This is a genomic window from Arthrobacter glycogeni (genome assembly GCF_054510815.1).
Map to the genome: position 1 here is coordinate 139,419 of NZ_JBTNDV010000008.1, position 15,465 is coordinate 154,883.

At 63.3% G+C, this 15,465-nt stretch carries 16 protein-coding genes and 2 pseudogenes; 11 read left to right on the forward strand and 7 right to left on the reverse strand.

Annotated elements, in window-relative coordinates:
- Window positions 1-32: 32 nt before the first annotated feature.
- The 4 genes from pdhA to ACX80G_RS10425 are packed head-to-tail and all read left to right on the forward strand — an operon-like array spanning window position 33 to window position 3,832.
- Entirely contained in the window at window positions 33-1,208 is a 1,176-nt protein-coding gene (gene pdhA / locus ACX80G_RS10410; protein ID WP_459307566.1) for a pyruvate dehydrogenase (acetyl-transferring) E1 component subunit alpha, read from the forward strand.
- On the forward strand, window positions 1,209-2,183 hold the full coding sequence (locus tag ACX80G_RS10415; protein ID WP_459307567.1) for an alpha-ketoacid dehydrogenase subunit beta: 975 nt from the start codon (window positions 1,209-1,211) through the stop codon (window positions 2,181-2,183).
- Between the two features lie 8 nt (window positions 2,184-2,191).
- Entirely contained in the window at window positions 2,192-3,550 is a 1,359-nt protein-coding gene (locus tag ACX80G_RS10420; protein WP_459307568.1) for a dihydrolipoamide acetyltransferase family protein, read from the forward strand.
- 24 nt (window positions 3,551-3,574) lie between these two features.
- The gene (locus ACX80G_RS10425) at window positions 3,575-3,832 is read left to right on the forward strand and encodes a hypothetical protein (protein WP_459307570.1); all 258 of its coding nucleotides are present in this window, start codon (window positions 3,575-3,577) and stop codon (window positions 3,830-3,832) included.
- Between the two features lie 7 nt (window positions 3,833-3,839).
- Here the strand turns inward: ACX80G_RS10425 and ACX80G_RS10430 are convergent, their stop codons facing one another.
- The gene (locus tag ACX80G_RS10430) at window positions 3,840-5,102 is read right to left on the reverse strand and encodes an aminotransferase-like domain-containing protein (RefSeq protein ID WP_459307626.1); all 1,263 of its coding nucleotides are present in this window, start codon (window positions 5,100-5,102) and stop codon (window positions 3,840-3,842) included.
- Window positions 5,103-5,217: 115 nt separating this feature from the next.
- Complete coding sequence (locus ACX80G_RS10435) at window positions 5,218-6,186, reverse strand: LuxR C-terminal-related transcriptional regulator (RefSeq protein WP_459307571.1); 969 nt, start codon at window positions 6,184-6,186, stop codon at window positions 5,218-5,220.
- Between the two features lie 377 nt (window positions 6,187-6,563).
- Between ACX80G_RS10435 and ACX80G_RS10440 the strand changes: the two genes are divergently transcribed.
- The 4 genes from ACX80G_RS10440 (at window position 6,564) to ACX80G_RS10455 (ending at window position 9,119) form a co-directional block, all read left to right on the forward strand.
- A complete protein-coding gene (locus ACX80G_RS10440; RefSeq protein WP_459307572.1) occupies window positions 6,564-6,701 on the forward strand; it encodes a hypothetical protein in 138 nt (45 codons plus the stop codon).
- An 85-nt stretch (window positions 6,702-6,786) separates the two neighbouring features.
- Window positions 6,787-7,788, forward strand: coding sequence for a lantibiotic dehydratase C-terminal domain-containing protein (locus ACX80G_RS10445; RefSeq protein ID WP_459307573.1), 1,002 nt, complete (start codon window positions 6,787-6,789; stop codon window positions 7,786-7,788).
- Between the two features lie 49 nt (window positions 7,789-7,837).
- Entirely contained in the window at window positions 7,838-8,029 is a 192-nt protein-coding gene (locus ACX80G_RS10450) for a hypothetical protein (protein ID WP_459307574.1), read from the forward strand.
- A gap of 70 nt (window positions 8,030-8,099) precedes the next feature.
- Window positions 8,100-9,119 carry a Gfo/Idh/MocA family protein gene (locus ACX80G_RS10455; RefSeq protein ID WP_459307575.1) on the forward strand — a complete coding sequence of 340 codons (1,020 nt, stop codon included), beginning with the start codon at window positions 8,100-8,102 and terminating at the stop codon, window positions 9,117-9,119.
- 1 nt (window position 9,120) lies between these two features.
- Here ACX80G_RS10455 and ald read toward each other — a convergent pair whose 3' ends face one another.
- A complete protein-coding gene (gene ald, locus ACX80G_RS10460) occupies window positions 9,121-10,230 on the reverse strand; it encodes an alanine dehydrogenase (RefSeq protein ID WP_459307576.1) in 1,110 nt (369 codons plus the stop codon).
- Between the two features lie 278 nt (window positions 10,231-10,508).
- On the opposite strand from ald, the gene ACX80G_RS10465 reads away from it, so the two are divergent.
- Window positions 10,509-11,720, forward strand: a complete 1,212-nt coding sequence (locus ACX80G_RS10465) for a PucR family transcriptional regulator (RefSeq protein WP_459307577.1) — start codon at window positions 10,509-10,511, stop codon at window positions 11,718-11,720.
- Window positions 11,721-11,732: 12 nt separating this feature from the next.
- Here the strand turns inward: ACX80G_RS10465 and ACX80G_RS10470 are convergent, their stop codons facing one another.
- Window positions 11,733-12,134, reverse strand: coding sequence for a helix-turn-helix domain-containing protein (locus ACX80G_RS10470; RefSeq protein ID WP_459307578.1), 402 nt, complete (start codon window positions 12,132-12,134; stop codon window positions 11,733-11,735).
- Window positions 12,135-12,302: 168 nt separating this feature from the next.
- Here ACX80G_RS10470 and ACX80G_RS10475 point away from each other — a divergent pair, with 168 nt between their 5' ends.
- Window positions 12,303-12,569 (forward strand): hypothetical protein, encoded by a 267-nt coding sequence (locus tag ACX80G_RS10475; RefSeq protein ID WP_459307579.1) that lies wholly within the window; start codon window positions 12,303-12,305, stop codon window positions 12,567-12,569.
- Window positions 12,570-12,719: 150 nt separating this feature from the next.
- On the opposite strand, the gene ACX80G_RS10480 is transcribed toward ACX80G_RS10475, so the two are convergent.
- The gene (locus tag ACX80G_RS10480; RefSeq protein WP_459307581.1) at window positions 12,720-13,736 is read right to left on the reverse strand and encodes a PHP domain-containing protein; all 1,017 of its coding nucleotides are present in this window, start codon (window positions 13,734-13,736) and stop codon (window positions 12,720-12,722) included.
- A 158-nt stretch (window positions 13,737-13,894) separates the two neighbouring features.
- Between ACX80G_RS10480 and ACX80G_RS10485 the strand changes: the two are divergent.
- Window positions 13,895-14,014: pseudogene (locus tag ACX80G_RS10485) on the forward strand (VOC family protein); the annotation flags it as partial.
- A gap of 243 nt (window positions 14,015-14,257) precedes the next feature.
- Here ACX80G_RS10485 and ACX80G_RS10490 read toward each other — a convergent pair.
- Window positions 14,258-14,617: pseudogene (locus ACX80G_RS10490) on the reverse strand (GNAT family N-acetyltransferase); the annotation flags it as partial.
- A gap of 62 nt (window positions 14,618-14,679) precedes the next feature.
- Window positions 14,680-15,441: an IclR family transcriptional regulator gene (locus tag ACX80G_RS10495; protein WP_459307582.1), complete on the reverse strand. Its 762-nt coding sequence runs from the start codon at window positions 15,439-15,441 to the stop codon at window positions 14,680-14,682.
- Window positions 15,442-15,465 lie beyond the last annotated feature (24 nt).

Genomic DNA, 15,465 nt, shown 5'->3' on the forward strand with positions numbered 1-15,465 from the left:
CTGGGGCATATGATGACGGTGAGGGAGCACGTATGGACGTTGCGCAATCGACGACTTCCGGACTTGATGTGGGAAGCAGCCGAGCCGGGCAGGATACCCAGGGCTCCCGGGCCGAGCCGGAAATGGTCCAACTGCTGACCGAGGACGGTCGCCTGCGTCCGGTGTCTAGGTTCAGCGCCTACGCCCCCGACCCATCGACCTACGAGAGCCTTTACCGGGACATGTTCCTGATCCGGCGGTTTGATCAGGAATCGACCGCGCTGCAGCGCCAGGGCCAGCTCGCTCTATGGGTGCCGCTCACAGGCCAGGAGGCCGCACAGATCGGGTCGGGGCGGGCGATGCAGCCAGCCGACTACGCTTTCCCCACCTACCGGGAGCACGGCGTAGCGCTGACCCGGGGCGTCGACCTGCCCGACGTGCTGCGACTGTTCCGCGGCGTCACCAACGGCGGCTGGAATCCCCAGGAGCACAACTTCCAGCTCTACACCTTGGTTTTGGCGGCCCAAACCCTGCACGCGGTGGGCTATGCGATGGGCATCCAGCGCGATCGTGCAACGAATCCCGCCACGCCCGCGGCCGCATCCGTCGCCTATTTCGGCGACGGCGCCAGCTCAGAGGGCGACGTCCACGAAGCGATGGTCTTCGCCGCCTCGTTCAACGCCCCCGTAGTGTTCTTCTGCCAGAACAACCACTGGGCGATCTCGGTACCCTCGGACGTCCAGACCCGGGTACCCCTCGCCCAGCGTGCCGCTGGCTACGGGTTCCCCGGCATCCGGGTCGACGGGAACGATGTCCTGGCCGTCAACGCGGTGACCACCTGGGCGCTTGATCATGCCAGACAGGGCAAGGGCCCCGTGCTGATCGAAGCCTTCACCTACCGGATGAGCGCCCACACCACTGCCGATGACCCCACCAAATATCGCGCGTCGACCGACGAGGAGCCCTGGGTGGCCCGCGACCCGCTGCTCCGGCTGGAAACCTATCTCAGGTCCAACGGCACCGAGGACTCCTTCTTCGAGAACCTTGCGGAGCAGGCCGTCGAGCAGGCGTCCCGGCTCCGCAGCACCGTCATCGCCATGGAGGCACCCGATCTCAGCCAGCGGTTTGACACGGCTTACGCTGAGCCGCATCCCCTGGTCCAGGAGGAACTGCGGCTCTGGCGGGACTATGAAGCCGGCTTCGTTGACCAGAACGAGGGGGATCGCTAAATGACCATCATGACCATCGCCAAAGCCATCAACGAGGGACTCCGTGCGGCTCTGGAAAAATCCCCCACGACCCTCTTGATGGGCGAGGATATTGGCGCACTCGGGGGTGTCTACCGGGTGACCGAAGGGTTGAAGACTGAGTTCGGAGCCGACCGCGTCGTCGACACTCCCCTTGGCGAGTCGGGCATTATCGGCACCGCAATCGGTTTGGCGCTGCGGGGCTACCGCCCCATCTGCGAAATCCAGTTTGACGGATTTGTCTTCCCCGGCTTCAACCAAATCACCACCCAGCTAGCCAAGATGCATGCCCGCAGCGATGGGATGCTGCGCGTCCCCGTGGTGATCCGGATCCCCTATGGGGGTGGCATCGGCAGCGTTGAACACCATTCTGAGTCCCCTGAGGCCCTTTTCGCCCACACCGCGGGACTGCGGATCATCACTCCATCGAACCCGCAGGATGCCTACTGGATGATCCAGCAAGCCGTCGACTGCGATGACCCGGTGATTGTGTTCGAACCCAAGCGGCGCTACTGGCTCAAAGGCGACGTCGATCTGATCACACCGCCGGGCGATCCGTTCGCTGCCCACGTCCTTCGCGAGGGAACGGATGCCACGGTGGTGGCCTACGGCCCACTGGTCCCCGTAGCACTCGCAGCAGCTGCTGCCGCCGCCGAGGACGGAAACAGCGTCGAGGTGATCGACCTTCGATCGGTGTCTCCAATGGATTTCGACACGGTGACCGCATCGGTTCACAAGACCGGGCGGCTTATCGTGGCTCATGAGGCGCCAACCTTCGGCGGAATCGGCGGCGAACTTGCGGCCCGCGTCTCGGAACGCGCCTTCCTCTCCCTGCAGGCACCGGTCCTACGGGTTGGCGGATTCCACCTACCGTACCCGGTAGCCCGCATGGAGGAGCAGTATCTGCCGGACATTGACCGCATCCTCGAATCCCTTGACCGCGCGCTGGCCTACTAGAGGAACTCATGACACTGAATACGTTCAATCTGCCCGACGTTGGTGAAGGTCTCGCCGAAGCGGAAATAGTCCAGTGGAAAGTCAGGCCCGGCAGTGTCGTCGCGATCAACGACGTCATCGTTGAGATCGAAACTGCCAAGTCCCTGGTTGAGTTGTCCTCCCCGTACGCCGGCGTCGTCGCAGAACTGCTGGTCACCGAGGGCGAGACGGTTGACGTCGGCTCGCCCATCATCTCGGTCGCCGATGGCGACGATGACGTTCCTGCACCGCAGATGCCCGGTGAGCTGTCGACGCCACCCACCGCTGCCTCGGCGTCAACCGATCCCCGCCCCGATTCTGCCCGCCCAGAGAATCGAGAGTCGGGTCCCCTGGTAGGGACCGGGCCCAAGGCTGACGCGGTGAAGCGCAGGCCGAGGAGGTCCAGCAGCGAATCAGCCCAGCCTGGCAGCCGGCCCCAGGCCGCGGCCAGCGATTCGCCCCCGCAAAACTCCCGTGTGCTCGCCAAACCACCGGTCCGGAAGGCCGCCCGTGACCTTGGAATCAATCTCGCCGATGTCGAAGGCACTGGGCGCTCCGGTGAGGTCACCAAACGTGACCTCCTGAGCTATCAGGCACAGCGGGACGCTGAACAGGACGGTGCGAATACGTTCTGGGGGGCGTCACGGAAGCCTCAGGAGCAACGCATCGAGCGCGTTCCGGTGAAGGGTGTGCGCAAGGCGACGGCCAAAGCAATGGTGGACAGCGCCTTCTCGGCGCCACACGTCAGCATTTTCGTTGACGTCGATGCGTCGCGCACCATGGAATTCGTGAAGCGGCTCAAGGCTTCGAGGGATTTCGAAGGAATTAAGGTGTCTCCTCTCCTGATTCTGTGCAAGGCGGTGATCTGGGCGGCCGCCCGTAACCCGTCGGTCAACGCCACCTGGGCGGGCGATGAAATCCTGGTCAAACACTTCATGAACCTGGGCATTGCCGCGGCCACTCCGCGGGGGCTGATGGTCCCCAATATCAAGGACGCGCAGAACCTTTCGCTGAAGGAACTCGCTGTAGCGCTTAATGAACTGGCGACCACCGCTCGAGCGGGAAAGACGCAGCCAGCGCAGATGCAGGGCGGCTCACTCACAGTCACCAACATCGGTGCGCTGGGAATCGACACCGGGACACCGATCATCAATCCCGGGGAGGTCGCTATTGTTGCGTTCGGCACCATCAAGCAGAAACCGTGGGTTCTCGACGGTGAAGTGATTCCGCGGTGGGTCACTACCCTTGGCGGTTCGTTTGACCACCGGGTGGTCGACGGCGACCTCAGCGCCCGCTTCATGGCCGACGTCGCGTCCATCCTTGAGGAACCCGCGCTGCTGCTCGACTGACGGTGTGCTTTAGGCTGGGACACTATGCCAAAGAACCCCAGACAGCGCCCCACTCCCGTCCGCACGGGCAACAGCCGCTCAGACAACGAACGCACCGGCGCGACGTCGGCCGGCTCCTACCTGAAGCGGCTACTGCCCATGCTGCTGGCCGCGTTCATCGGCTCAAGCTTGCTTCAGCTCATCTTCCCTGAGCTGAACTTTGTTGTCCGGCTGCTGATTCTTGCAGTCCTGCTGCTGGCCGTCTCGGTGGTCCTGGACCGGTTGCGCTCCCGCAATCGGTAGGTTCCGCTTACGCATGGTTTGCTTCGATCGCTTCCTTGAGGATCGGGGCAAGACGTTCGACGCCGGTGACGATGTCCTCACCCGAGACGGCGCTGAAGGCGAGCCGCAACTTATTTGACGGCTCATCGGACGGGGTGAACGCGGCACCGGGGATGAACACCACACCAGCGTCGATGGCCTTGTACAACAGCGGGTACGTGTCAATCCCTTCGGGCAGCGTGACCCAGACGAAAAAGCCGCCATCCGGCCGTGTCCACGTGACCGACGGTGGCAGGTGGTCGTCGAGTGCGCTCAACATGGTGGAGCATCGCTCGCTGTACAGGGCGCGGGTGGTTTTGAGGTGTCCTAGCCAGTCGTAGTCGCTGAGGTAGGCAGAGACGAGCATCTGTGTGAGGGGAGACGGGCAGAGGACCACTGCCTCGCACGCCAGGTAGAACCGGCGGTGGAGATGCTTGGGGACCAGCGCCCACCCCAGCCTCACGCCGGGGGCGAAGATTTTGGAGAAGGAACCCAGATAGATGACGTCGTCGGGGTTGCCTTCCCGCATGGGCGTCAGCGGCTTGCCGTCGAAGCGCAGTAGTCCGTAGGGGTTGTCCTCGAGGACCAGAATGTTGTTGGCCTTGCAAAGGTCAACGATGGTCTGCCGGCGGCTGGCTGTGAGGGTGATTCCGCTGGGGTTGTTGAAGCTTGGAATCGTGTACAGCGCTTTGATGGTGCGGCCCTCGGCCTGAAGCTCGGTAATCCGGCGCTGCAGCTCCTCGGGGACCAGACCGTCGTCGTCCATCGCTACCGCCTGGACGTCCACCTGGTAGGCCTCGAATGTGTTCAAGGCACCCACATACGTGGGGTCCTCGCAGAGGATTACGTCGCCCGGGTTGCAGAAGACCTTGGCCGCGACGTCCTGGGCGGACTGCGACCCGGTGGTGATTACCAGGTCGGCTGGATCGGCGTCGGTGATGCCCTCAGCTGCCATCACCTCGCAGATCTGGGTACGGAGCTTCTCCATTCCCTGGCCGCCGCCGTACTGCAGCGCTTCCAGTCCGTGCTCGGCGACAATCCGCTGGACGGTGTCGCCAAGTTCCTTCAATGGCAGGGAACGGAGATAGGGGCTGCCTCCCGCGAGCGACACCAATCCGGGCTGAATCGAGATGTCGAAGACATCCCGCACCGCCGACTGTTTGATGTTTGCGGCCCGGTCGGAGAAGAGCGCCTCATGCCGGTGGGCGGAGTCAACTGCGCGCACCAACGCAACTTCGGTCTCGGCAGCCATGGTTGTCGGGTCAAGTTTTGCTTGTGAGTTCACTCACGCAGTCTAAGCCAGGGGTTAACTAATGAGCAACGGGTGTTGCCTCAGGTTGACCACACGGAATGCACATTCGGTACGGCTAGATCCAGCCTGCGTCGCGGGCCTTGGCGCCAGCCTGGAACCGACTGTCCGCTTTCAGCGTCTCCAGCATCCAGGCGATGTGCCGGCGGCAGGTGCGAACGTTGAGGTCGAGACGCCGGGCGATCACCTCGTCCGAGTAGCCCGCAGCGAGCCCCGCGAGGATTGCCTGCTGGGTCCCGTTGAGGGGAGAGGCCGAGTCTTCAGCGACGGAGAATGGTTCGGCGAATTCCCAGGTGAAATTGAAGACCTGAATAAAGACATTCACCAGATTGGGGTCTCGGATCATCATCGCCGCTTTGTCGTTGCTCGTCAGCTGCCGGGCTACGACCGCCAGTTTCCGGTCGAAGATCAGCATCCGGAAGGGGACTGAGGGCAGGGTGCGGAACTCGCCGCCTGCCGCAGCGATCGCCTTGACCGCCTTTCGGGTCGGCATGTGGTCGCGGGTGCTGAGGTCATAAAGATTCCGGCGGATCACACCCTGCTTCAGCAGGTCAAGATCCTTCCTGACGTTTTCTTCCTGAAAATCGGCATTCGCGCCCTGGCCTGGAACGGCCATCAGGACCTGCTCCGAAACGTCACGCCCGTATTCGATGAGGACGCGCTGAATCAGGTGTGGATCCTCCAGAACCTCGACCGACGCGCTCGAAATAACCTCCCGACGGGCTTCGATGTACAGCGGAACCAGTCCCGAGAGTTCACGACGTTTGGTGCTGATCCGACTTTTGAGGTCCTGCACCTGCCGCTCGTCGGCGTCGACGAGGTCGGCCAATGCGACGTCGGGTGAGATGGCAACGAACGCTTCGGGGTTCGCCGCATGGGCGCCGAGGAGCTTTCGCTGTGTGAGCTGCTCCATCGCGGCGTCGATGTCCCTGAGTGTGTAGCCGAGGGCTTCCGACACTCCCCGCCGGGTCCACCCTGGATGGGCAACGGCGTAGCGATAGAGCTCCAGGCATAATCCGTCAAGCATGAACATTCCTCCCTGGCATGGCGGCACGCCTGAGTGAAGCTTACCGATCAGTCGTGTCATCGGGTGCTTTGGTGTGGCGTAGCGTCAGCCCGGCCCGTCCGGGCCTGGTAAAACATGGCATGTCCACTTTATGACAGGGTGACTTCCTGATAGCGCAAAGTTGCCAGCTGAAGAGTGTCCTCCCATGTCAGGCCCCATTTTTTAGGTGCGCAGGGCGACGTCACAAGTCGCTACAACATCTCGGTCAGTCCTCTTTAGGCCATGTCCTGAACAGGGCGGTTATCTGGCTGGACAGGGGTGGAGCGGGCGGCTCATTGTTGGACTGTCGGCTCCACTATTGTCGACGCACCATTTGCAGCCACTCGAAAGGGAATCTCGTGAAAAAGATTGTCGGCGCAGCAGCCGGATTGTTGGTTGTCATCGGCGTCGTCGCTCCCGCCAGCCCAGCACTGAGTGCCGGGAACTGGGAATGGCCCAAAACAGTGGTGGCGCAAAACTGGGAGTGGCCAAAATAGCTTGCTGATGACGCTGCCTCTATCGGCGTCAACGGCACCCGGCTCGCCCCAGTGGCGGTGACCAAATATCCGGAAGGAGAGGGCCATGAGTCAACTGACCGCAGTTCGAAACGCCTCACGAACAGCTGGCAGTTCTCAATGGTGGCACCTCTCAATCTTCACCGGTGGCTTCGATGTAGCGGACGGCATCATTGAAGACCTGGTCACCCCACTGGCGGCGCAGGCTCAGTTACTGGGCACAGGCCGCTGGTTCTTCACTCGGTGTGGGGGACCAGCGGTAGCCCAGGTGAGATTGCATATACTGGCAAGCCCCGCAGCAATCGTCAGCCTCCAGGATTTACTCACGACACTCCGCGCACAGACCCACGGCTGCGACTCGGTCACTCTGGTCCACCCCACTCCGGTCCACCTCGCGCTGACTCAACTTGCTGTCCGGCAACAGCTGTCAGTACCTTTCGGCGGCCCAGCGTCGTCCCCACAGGAAACGGGCATTGACCGGCAGCTCGAGTCCGATCTGGTGAAATACGGCGGCGCTGAAGGTCTGCGACTCGCCGAAGAGGTTTTTGAACTGTCCTCCGAACTCGCCGCCTGGGCGAGCCAGCGCTTCCCCAAGATGCACAACCGCTCGGCCTTTGGTGCGCTGATCCTTTTTGACTCTGCCCGCAGCATGATGAAGGGGCCCCGGTCCGCCAGCTGGTCCGACCGTCGGCGAATTTCCTGGGACTTCTACTGGGATAGCCATCTCAGGAGCTGCACCGTTGAACTAGGACCCCGCGCGGCGGGCGTCCGAGAGGCCATCACCGCCCAGGTCAGTGCCCGAGTCCCCGCGTTTCACGGCCTGATGGCCGCCACTGCCGCAGAGTCTGCGGCTCAAAACTGGCGACGCAGGTGGTCCCGCGCCATCGATCACTACCTGGATCGCGCGGACAAGGCGCGGGTCAGCCGCAGTGCTCAACACCTGACCGTCTACCAAGCGCACATGACCATCAACAGGCTCGGCTTCACGGCACGTGAAGAAGCAGTTCTAGGCCTCTACGCTCGGTCGTGGAGTATCGAACGCGAGGCATCCTCGTACCACCAAAACTAGGTGAGACGTAAAACCGACCAGCAGGAAACCACGGAAGGATTCGACCACCATGGCGGCAACGAATGATGTCATCCTGGCCAGCAATGCGCGGGAACTCAGTGACGCCCTGGGGTGCTCGCCAGACACCCTGGAGGACATGCGCGACCTGGGCGTCCTCGCTTCCCGCGGTGAGCTGTGGGAGGTGGGTCCCGCCCGGGATTACCTGCGTGACGCCGCCTGGGCTGACAGTCTCTGGTCATGAGTGGACACGGCCGCACCTGACGCGGTCGCCTGACGCCGGTCGGCTGTGTCCCGCCCGGTAGGCTGAGCCCATGTCGACAATCCGCACAGCAATCTTCGGCTTTGGTCTCGGCGGACGCGTGTTTCACGCCCCCTTTATCCAGGCTGATCCCCGGTACTCACTCGACGTCATCGTCACGTCTGACCCTGCCCGGAAGGCTGAGGCGGAGGTGCGCTACCCGGGCGTCCGGGTGGTGCCGACTGCGGTCGACGCGCTGGCGTTGGCTGCCGACCTTGACCTCGCGGTCATCAGCACCCCGCCCTCCACTCACGTCCCCATCGCCCACGCGGCACTGGAAGCGGGACTCGCCGTCGTCGTCGACAAGCCCTTCGTCGTTGACACAGCCGATGGCCTGCGCCTGATCGAACTGGCACGATCGCTCGGAAGTGTTCTGAGCGTGTTCCAGAACCGCAGGTGGGATGGAGATTTCCTGACCGCCAAAAAACTCATCAACGACGGCACCCTCGGCACCGTGCGCCGGTTCGAGTCCCGCATGGAGTCGTTCAAGCCGGTGGTTTCGAAGCCGTGGAAGGGTGCCGTGGCAGGCGAAGGGGGAGGCATCCTTTACGATCTCGGACCGCACCTGATCGATCAGGCGCTGCAACTCTTCGGCCCCGCCGAGCTGCACTACGCCGAACTCGGTGCGCATCGCGGCGACGGCGGACCCGACGACGACGCCTTCCTGGCTCTGCGGCATGCCGGTGGCGCGATCAGCCACCTCTGGATGAACGCCTTGGCGCCTCAGGCCGCGCCCCGGTTCCGCGTGGTCGGGTCCGAATCGGCGTATTCGAAGTGGGGAGTCGATGTGCAGGAGCCGTCCATTGTGGCAGGGATGCTGCCGACCGATGCCAGCTACGGCGTGGAGGACGAACTGGCCTGGGGGCTGCTGGGGTTCGACGCCGATGCCACCAAAATCCGCACTGAAAAGGGCGCTTACCCGCAGTTCTATGAGCTGATGGCGTCAGCCGTGCTCGATGGGACCCCGGTGCCGGTTGACCCGCAGGACAGCCTTGCTGCCCTGCGGATCATTGAGAGCGCCCACGGGGGCTGAGTTAGACCAGTTCCCGCCAGGCGGCGAGAGGTAGGCCATGCGCTTCGGACACTGAATGGTGTGCCACCTGCCCACCAGCGATGTTCAGGCCCTGCGCCAGGGCGGGATCGGCCTCGAACGCTGCCGTGATCCCGCGGTTGGCCAGCGCGACTGCGTAGCGAAGCGTCACGTTTGTCAACGCATAGGTTGACGTGTTGGGAACCGCGCCGGGCATATTGCCGACGCAGTAGAACAGCGAATTGTGCACCACGAACGTGGGATCCTGGTGAGTGGTGACATGCGAATCCTCGAAGCAACCACCCTGGTCGACGGCAATGTCCACCAAGACGCTGCCGGGCTTCATCCGGGAGACCATCTGGTTGGTAATCAGCTTGGGTGCACGCGCACCAGGTACCAGAACAGAACCGATCACCAGATCGGCGTCGAGAATGGCACGCTCAATCTCAAAGGCGTTCGAGGCAACGGTTTTCACGCGTCCGGCGTATAGGGCGTCGAGTTCCCGCAGCCGCCCAATGTTGATGTCGAGGATGGTGACCTCTGCTCCGGTGCCCACGGCCATGGCCGCAGCGTTAGTGCCGGCAACCCCGGCACCAAGGACCACGACCTTGGCCGGCCGAACCCCAGGAACGCCGCCCAACAGCAGTCCCGGGCCGCCTGCCGGTGCCGTCATGACCTGGGCCCCAACCTGCACTGACAACCGCCCGGCCACCTCAGACATCGGGGCGAGCAGGGGCAGGGTACGGCCGTCCTGTACCGTCTCGTAGGCGATCGCGGTGACCCCAGACTCCATCAGGGCCCGGGTGAGTTCCGGCTCGGCGGCGAGGTGCAGGTAGGTGAAGAGAATCAGGCCCGCGCGGAACCGGTGATATTCCTCGGCGATGGGCTCCTTGACCTTGAGCACCATGTCCGCCTGCGCCCACAGTTCGTCGGCCGACTCGATGATTTCCGCTCCCGCTGCCGTGTACTCGTCATCGGTGATGTTGGACCCAGTTCCCGCACCTCTTTCGATGAGCACCGTGTGCCCGGTGGTGCGGAATTCATGCACTCCCGACGCAGTGATAGCAACGCGAAATTCGTTGTTCTTGACTTCCTTAGGAACGCCGACGATCACGGGGTCCTCCATTCACTCGTTGAGATGGTGCAAGAAGGCTTTTGGCCAGGCTCCCAGCCTACGGATTGTCCGGAACGCCAGAACGGGGTATCACCGAACAGATTCCCTTCTGTGAGTCGTGTGGCATGCTGCCGTCGTGCGGGATCGTTGAAATGTCGCCGCTCTGGGTGTGTGTGACCTGATTCACTAGCACGAAAGTCTGCGTCGGTCAGTTCGACAACTGTCGAGCGTTTATGCATCAATTGTCGTCGGGCCGCCGCCACCGTTAGCATGAAGCGGTGCAGGCAGACGAGGTGGACGCGACGGTGGAGGCCATCGCCGCCCGCCTGGGTCGGGGTCTGTCGTTGGAGGATCTGGACGGTGTCCTGTTGGCGTACAGCAGCCATCAATCGGCGGCTGACCGGGTGCGGGTCAACTTTCTGCTCAGCAAGAGGGTCCCTCAGGATGTCAGCCAATGGCAATTGCAGCACGGCATTGCATCGGCTGTCAGACCAGTCATTCTGCCCGCCAATCCCTCGCTCGGGATGCTTGGGCGAGTCTGTGTTCCCCTGTTGGTGCGCGGGTTCCGAGTCGGGTATCTCTGGGTTCAGCAAGACTCGGATGAAGCGACACCCCAGGTCATCCTGCACCAGCTCCCCGGCGTGCGCGGCGACCTGGATCGGTTAGCGTCTCTCCTATTGGAGGGCAACACGGCGGCGTCCGAGCACCGCCGCAAACGGGAGAGCACGTTTCTGGCCGGCTGTGACGGAACGCCAGCAGGGATCGACGAACTCGCCGGCTGGGCTGAACTTCACAACACAGCCCCGTGGCAGGTAGCGGTTCTCCTTGCGCAGGGCGAACTGCCGGAGCTGCTCGATCCGCAGGCGAGCCTGTTGGCGCATCGGACCGCAGCGCTGCAAGCGACCGTAGGGGTGGGCTCGGTGTTGTTCAGTGCCGGGACTCCAACGGTGGCTGTGCTGCTCCTGACCGGCGGGGTAGGAGCCGGGGAGTACACCGAGATCCTCAGACGATACGACCGGGAGCTTGCCAAACGTGAGGGCGGCAACGCCGGGACGGCCATCCTGGGTCTCAGCGAACCATTCCCCGACATCCGCGACCTGCCGGGAGCCTTTGGCCAGGCCCGCCAGGCCGTTCAGGCCAGCGCAGTCGACGGGGGACTGGGCCCGATCACTGATTATCGGTCCACCGGATGCTACCAGTTCCTTGCTGCGGGGGGCTGGAAGCTGACCTCGGCGAAGTCGGTCTACTTCGCCGAACTAGAAGAACAGGACAAGAATGCCGAGCTGCTGCCGGTCCTTGAGCTGCTCTACGACAAGAACGGGTCGGTTCAGGACGTGGCATTGCAACTCCATCTGCACCGCAGCACGGTCTACAATCGGCTCGGCCGCATCCGATCAATCATTGGCGCCGACCCGCTCAGCGGACAAGTGCGCCTTGAGCTCCATCTGGCGCTCAAGGCACGAAAATGGTCGCGACGTCCGAGAATCTAGCCTGCCCACGGTCTATTCGATTGCTATTTCCGGGGCCTCAATGTGCCTTTCCGACTTTTGCGAGGCCACCCAGGCGGCGATGTCCCGCGACTTAATCCGACGATGTGTGCCGCGATATTCCACCGGTATAACGCCGGCATCGGTAAGATTTCTCAAATAGGTAGGAGAAATTCCTGCGGCGGCTGCTGCCTGCGAGGTGCTGAGTGTCTCCGCGGCAGACGCGGTAATGACACCGTCGCCGGCGGCAAGTCGGAGGAGCAGGTCAACGACCGCATCCCGTGCGCCCGGCGGCAGCTTCACAGCGGTACCGTCGACGAAAACTGTGACGTCGTTGTTGTCGGCGAGAGCTCTCCGCAAGGACGCTGCCTCGACGGCAGGAATCGCTTCGGTGGTGAGGGGAATACGGATGGCCATCCCCCTATTCTGCCAAGGCCTGTCAAAAGTGGAACATTCAACCAAATTCTTTTTGTGTTGTTGTATTGACTATCCCTTCCGGAAATGTTGCAGCGGGACTAAGGTGGAGTACCTCATTAGGGGACAGGATTAGCAGAGTTTGAAATTGCACTGGCTGGAGTGATTCCCATGACAATATTCAATCACTATGAGTCTGATCGGACGCGTGCACCCGCTGGCGCTGTCAGGGAACGGGACCCCGGCTTGCCGTGGTGCAGTGCATGCGACACTGATGAGTTCCTCATCTACGAGGACTTCGTCCCGGCCCGCGTTGGAGCGGAAGAGGGCGAATCCCTTGCCGGGTGCGTGAGCTACTCTTGCTCGGTCTGCGGGAGGTTCAACGGGCATGAGGTTCCGTCCTGCTGGAACCCCCCCAACTGGTTCTGGTACTCCTAATTGGATCCTGACCCTCAGAAAAATGGCTGACCTGCAAAGAAGCGGTGGGCCAACCGCTAGCCCGCGGGGCAGGCACTATTCTCCTGCTGACCCATGGGTGCCGCCTCCTCAAGAGCGGTCTGCCGGCGGGTCCGTCGAACCGACCGATTCTCAACCGGTGGTCAGCCAGCCAAGCAGCCGATCCTCGGGCCAGGTAGTGATGATGCGATCCGCTGGAACGCCGTTGGCTTCGGCCCGTTCTGCTCCGTACTGCAGAAAGTCCAGCTGACCGGGCGCATGCGCGTCGCTGTCGATACTGAAAAGGCATCCGGCGTCCAGGGCCAGCCGAATCAGGTCATCCGGCGGATCCTGGCGCTCCGGTCGTGAGTTGATCTCGACTGCGACATTGTTCTCGGCGCACGCAGCAAAAACCTGGTTCGCATCAAACTCCGACGGCAGGCGGGTACCGCGGGCTCCCTGCACCAGGCGACCGGTGCAGTGGCCCAAAATGTTGGTCTCCGGGTGCCGGATGCCGCCAAGCATCCGCCGGGTCATCGTGGAGCGGTCAGCGCGCAGTTTCGAGTGCACACTGGCGACGACGACGTCGAGTCGCCCCAGCAGGTCGGCGGTCTGGTCGAGGGTGCCGTCTTCGAGGATGTCGACCTCGATCCCGGCGAGCAGCAGGAACCCAGCCGCGTCGTCATTGATCACCTCCACCACTTCGAGCTGCTCTTCCAACCGCCCGGCGCTCAGCCCATTGGCGACAGCGAGGTTCGGTGAATGGTCAGTCAGGGCGAGGTACTGGTGGCCGAGCGTCTGGGCGGCCTGGACCATGAGGTGGATGGGGCTGCCGCCGTCGGACCAGTTGCTGTGGCTGTGCAGGTCACCGCGCAGCGCCTTCCTCAGGGATTGGCCGCCTGGTGCCAAGGGTGCGGCCGATTGTTCACGGAGTTCGGCGAGGTAGTCGGGAACCGCGCCGCCGACCGCCTGGGTCACTACCTCGAAGGTGCGGGCACCGATCCCCTTCATCCTCTTGAGCCGGCCGTCCTTCGCCCGGGCCAGAAGCTCAGCGGGGGCGAGGCCGTGAAGCGTCCCGGCGGCGTTGCGGAAGGCCTTGACCTTGAAGGTGGGCGCGGCCTTGCGTTCGAGCCAGAAGGCTATTTCGTTGAGCGCGTCGATGGCATCCATATTCCACCTTACAAAGCTTCCGGCCTAAACTACCTCTGAGTAGGGATTCGTTGAGGATTGGGCGAAGGATTCAGTAAGGAAGGCAGCATGCGGCTCACTCTGACGGCCACGGTCCTGGATCCCCTGATGCGCGGGAACTTGCCGGGTTCTACCGACGGCTGCTTGGCTGGGAGAGAAGATCCGAGGAACCGGACTGGGTGATGCTGTCCGCACCCGACGGCGGCGCCGGGCTGTCCTTCCAGACAGAGACCAATTATGTGCGCCCGGTATGGCCAGCCGGAGCCACCGATCAGCCGATGATTATGCACCTGGACATCCGTGTGGACGACCTCGGTGAGGCCGGTGAGGGCATCGGTCTCGCGGAGGCGCTCAAATCCGGCCCTCTCGAACATCCCGGTCGTCCCAACGAAGGCCAGGGTTGGGCTGATGCGGGAGCCAGCGGGGTCCACCGGATAGGCCTCCAGCGCTGGGGCACACTTGGAGCGTGCATAGTCGATCGCCCCGGCGAGGAGCGCGTGGCCGATACCCTGGCGGCGGTGACCCGCCTTGACGACAAAGCAGACCACGCTGAAGACCGGGAGGTCATCGATGGCTGGGATAGTGCGGGAGCGGACAAGCCGTTCCATGGCGGATCGCGGACCCACCCCGCACCAACCCACCGGCTCGCCCCCGCTGTAGGCAACGACTCCGGGCGAGGGGTCGCCGCCGCACAGCGCGCGCACCCGTTCGGGTCGCGGGGCAGCGGTGAGGGAATTGAACTCGGCGGAGGACAGCCGGAAGGCAAGGCACCAACAGGTGGGGGCATCCTCCCGCTTCGGCCGAAGGAGAACCGCCACGTCGTCGAACCGGTCAGCGGTGGCCGGATGCACTTCGATGGTCATGCCGAGGATGATACTCCGCGCAGCATCCCCCGTGAATCGGCGACGGGATGGAATAGTCGAGGTTAGACGGTGACATTCAGCTCATCGGCGATGGACCGGACCGCCGCACGGAGCAGGGGGACAGCCTTTTCAGCGAACCGCTCATCGACGCGGGAGACCGGGCCGGAGACCGAGATGGCGCTCGGTGTCGGAGCGTTGGGCACCGCCATCGCGAAACACCTGACCCCGAGTTCCTGCTCCTGCTCATCGATCGAGTACCCGCGCTCGCGGATCAGGTCCAACTCGACCAGCAGCTCGTCGATGGTCTTGATGCTCTTGTCGGTGGGTGTGGGCATGCCGGCACGGGTGACGATGCTGCGCACGGCGTCATTGCTCAGCCCCGCGAGGATGGCCTTCCCGACGCCGGTGTCATGGGTGTGGGCCCGGCGGCCCACCTCTGTGAACATGCGCATCGAGTGGGGGGAGGGCGCCTGGGCAATGTAGATGACCATGTCCGAGTCGAGGACCGCCATGTTTGAGGTCTCCCCGAGACTATCCACCAGGCTCTTCAACTGCGGACGGGCCAGGGCGCCGAGCTGCTTGTTCGCGCCCTCGCCGAGGCGGATCAGGCGGGGGCCGAGCGCGTAGCGACGGTTGGCGAGCTGCCGGGCGTAGCCCTTGGCGACCAGGGTTCGTAGCAACCGGTGGATGGTTGGCAGGGGGAGATCCGTGCAGGAGGAGAGTTCGCTGAGGGAGACTTCACCGCCGGCGTCGGTGATGAGTTCGAGCAGTTCGAAGACCCGCTCGACGGACTGCACTCCGCCGCCAGCCGCTCTTTCAGCCATGTGACACTCCCCGCTCTTGAGCTT

What these genes read in the sequence shown, in the direction of transcription:
- ACX80G_RS10420 (WP_459307568.1), top strand. Translation starts at nt 2,192, where the DNA reads ATGACACTGAATACGTTCAATCTGCCCGACGTTGGTGAAGGTCTCGCC.
- ACX80G_RS10495 (WP_459307582.1), bottom strand. Translation starts at nt 15,441, where the DNA reads ATGGCTGAAAGAGCGGCTGGCGGCGGAGTGCAGTCCGTCGAGCGGGTC.
- ACX80G_RS10430 (WP_459307626.1), bottom strand. Translation starts at nt 5,102, where the DNA reads ATGGCTGCCGAGACCGAAGTTGCGTTGGTGCGCGCAGTTGACTCCGCC.
- ACX80G_RS10435 (WP_459307571.1), bottom strand. Translation starts at nt 6,186, where the DNA reads ATGCTTGACGGATTATGCCTGGAGCTCTATCGCTACGCCGTTGCCCAT.
- ACX80G_RS10425 (WP_459307570.1), top strand. Translation starts at nt 3,575, where the DNA reads ATGCCAAAGAACCCCAGACAGCGCCCCACTCCCGTCCGCACGGGCAAC.
- ACX80G_RS10455 (WP_459307575.1), top strand. Translation starts at nt 8,100, where the DNA reads ATGTCGACAATCCGCACAGCAATCTTCGGCTTTGGTCTCGGCGGACGC.
- ACX80G_RS10470 (WP_459307578.1), bottom strand. Translation starts at nt 12,134, where the DNA reads ATGGCCATCCGTATTCCCCTCACCACCGAAGCGATTCCTGCCGTCGAG.
- ACX80G_RS10480 (WP_459307581.1), bottom strand. Translation starts at nt 13,736, where the DNA reads ATGGATGCCATCGACGCGCTCAACGAAATAGCCTTCTGGCTCGAACGC.
- pdhA (WP_459307566.1), top strand. Translation starts at nt 33, where the DNA reads ATGGACGTTGCGCAATCGACGACTTCCGGACTTGATGTGGGAAGCAGC.
- ACX80G_RS10450 (WP_459307574.1), top strand. Translation starts at nt 7,838, where the DNA reads ATGGCGGCAACGAATGATGTCATCCTGGCCAGCAATGCGCGGGAACTC.
- ACX80G_RS10445 (WP_459307573.1), top strand. Translation starts at nt 6,787, where the DNA reads ATGAGTCAACTGACCGCAGTTCGAAACGCCTCACGAACAGCTGGCAGT.
- ACX80G_RS10475 (WP_459307579.1), top strand. Translation starts at nt 12,303, where the DNA reads ATGACAATATTCAATCACTATGAGTCTGATCGGACGCGTGCACCCGCT.
- ACX80G_RS10415 (WP_459307567.1), top strand. Translation starts at nt 1,209, where the DNA reads ATGACCATCATGACCATCGCCAAAGCCATCAACGAGGGACTCCGTGCG.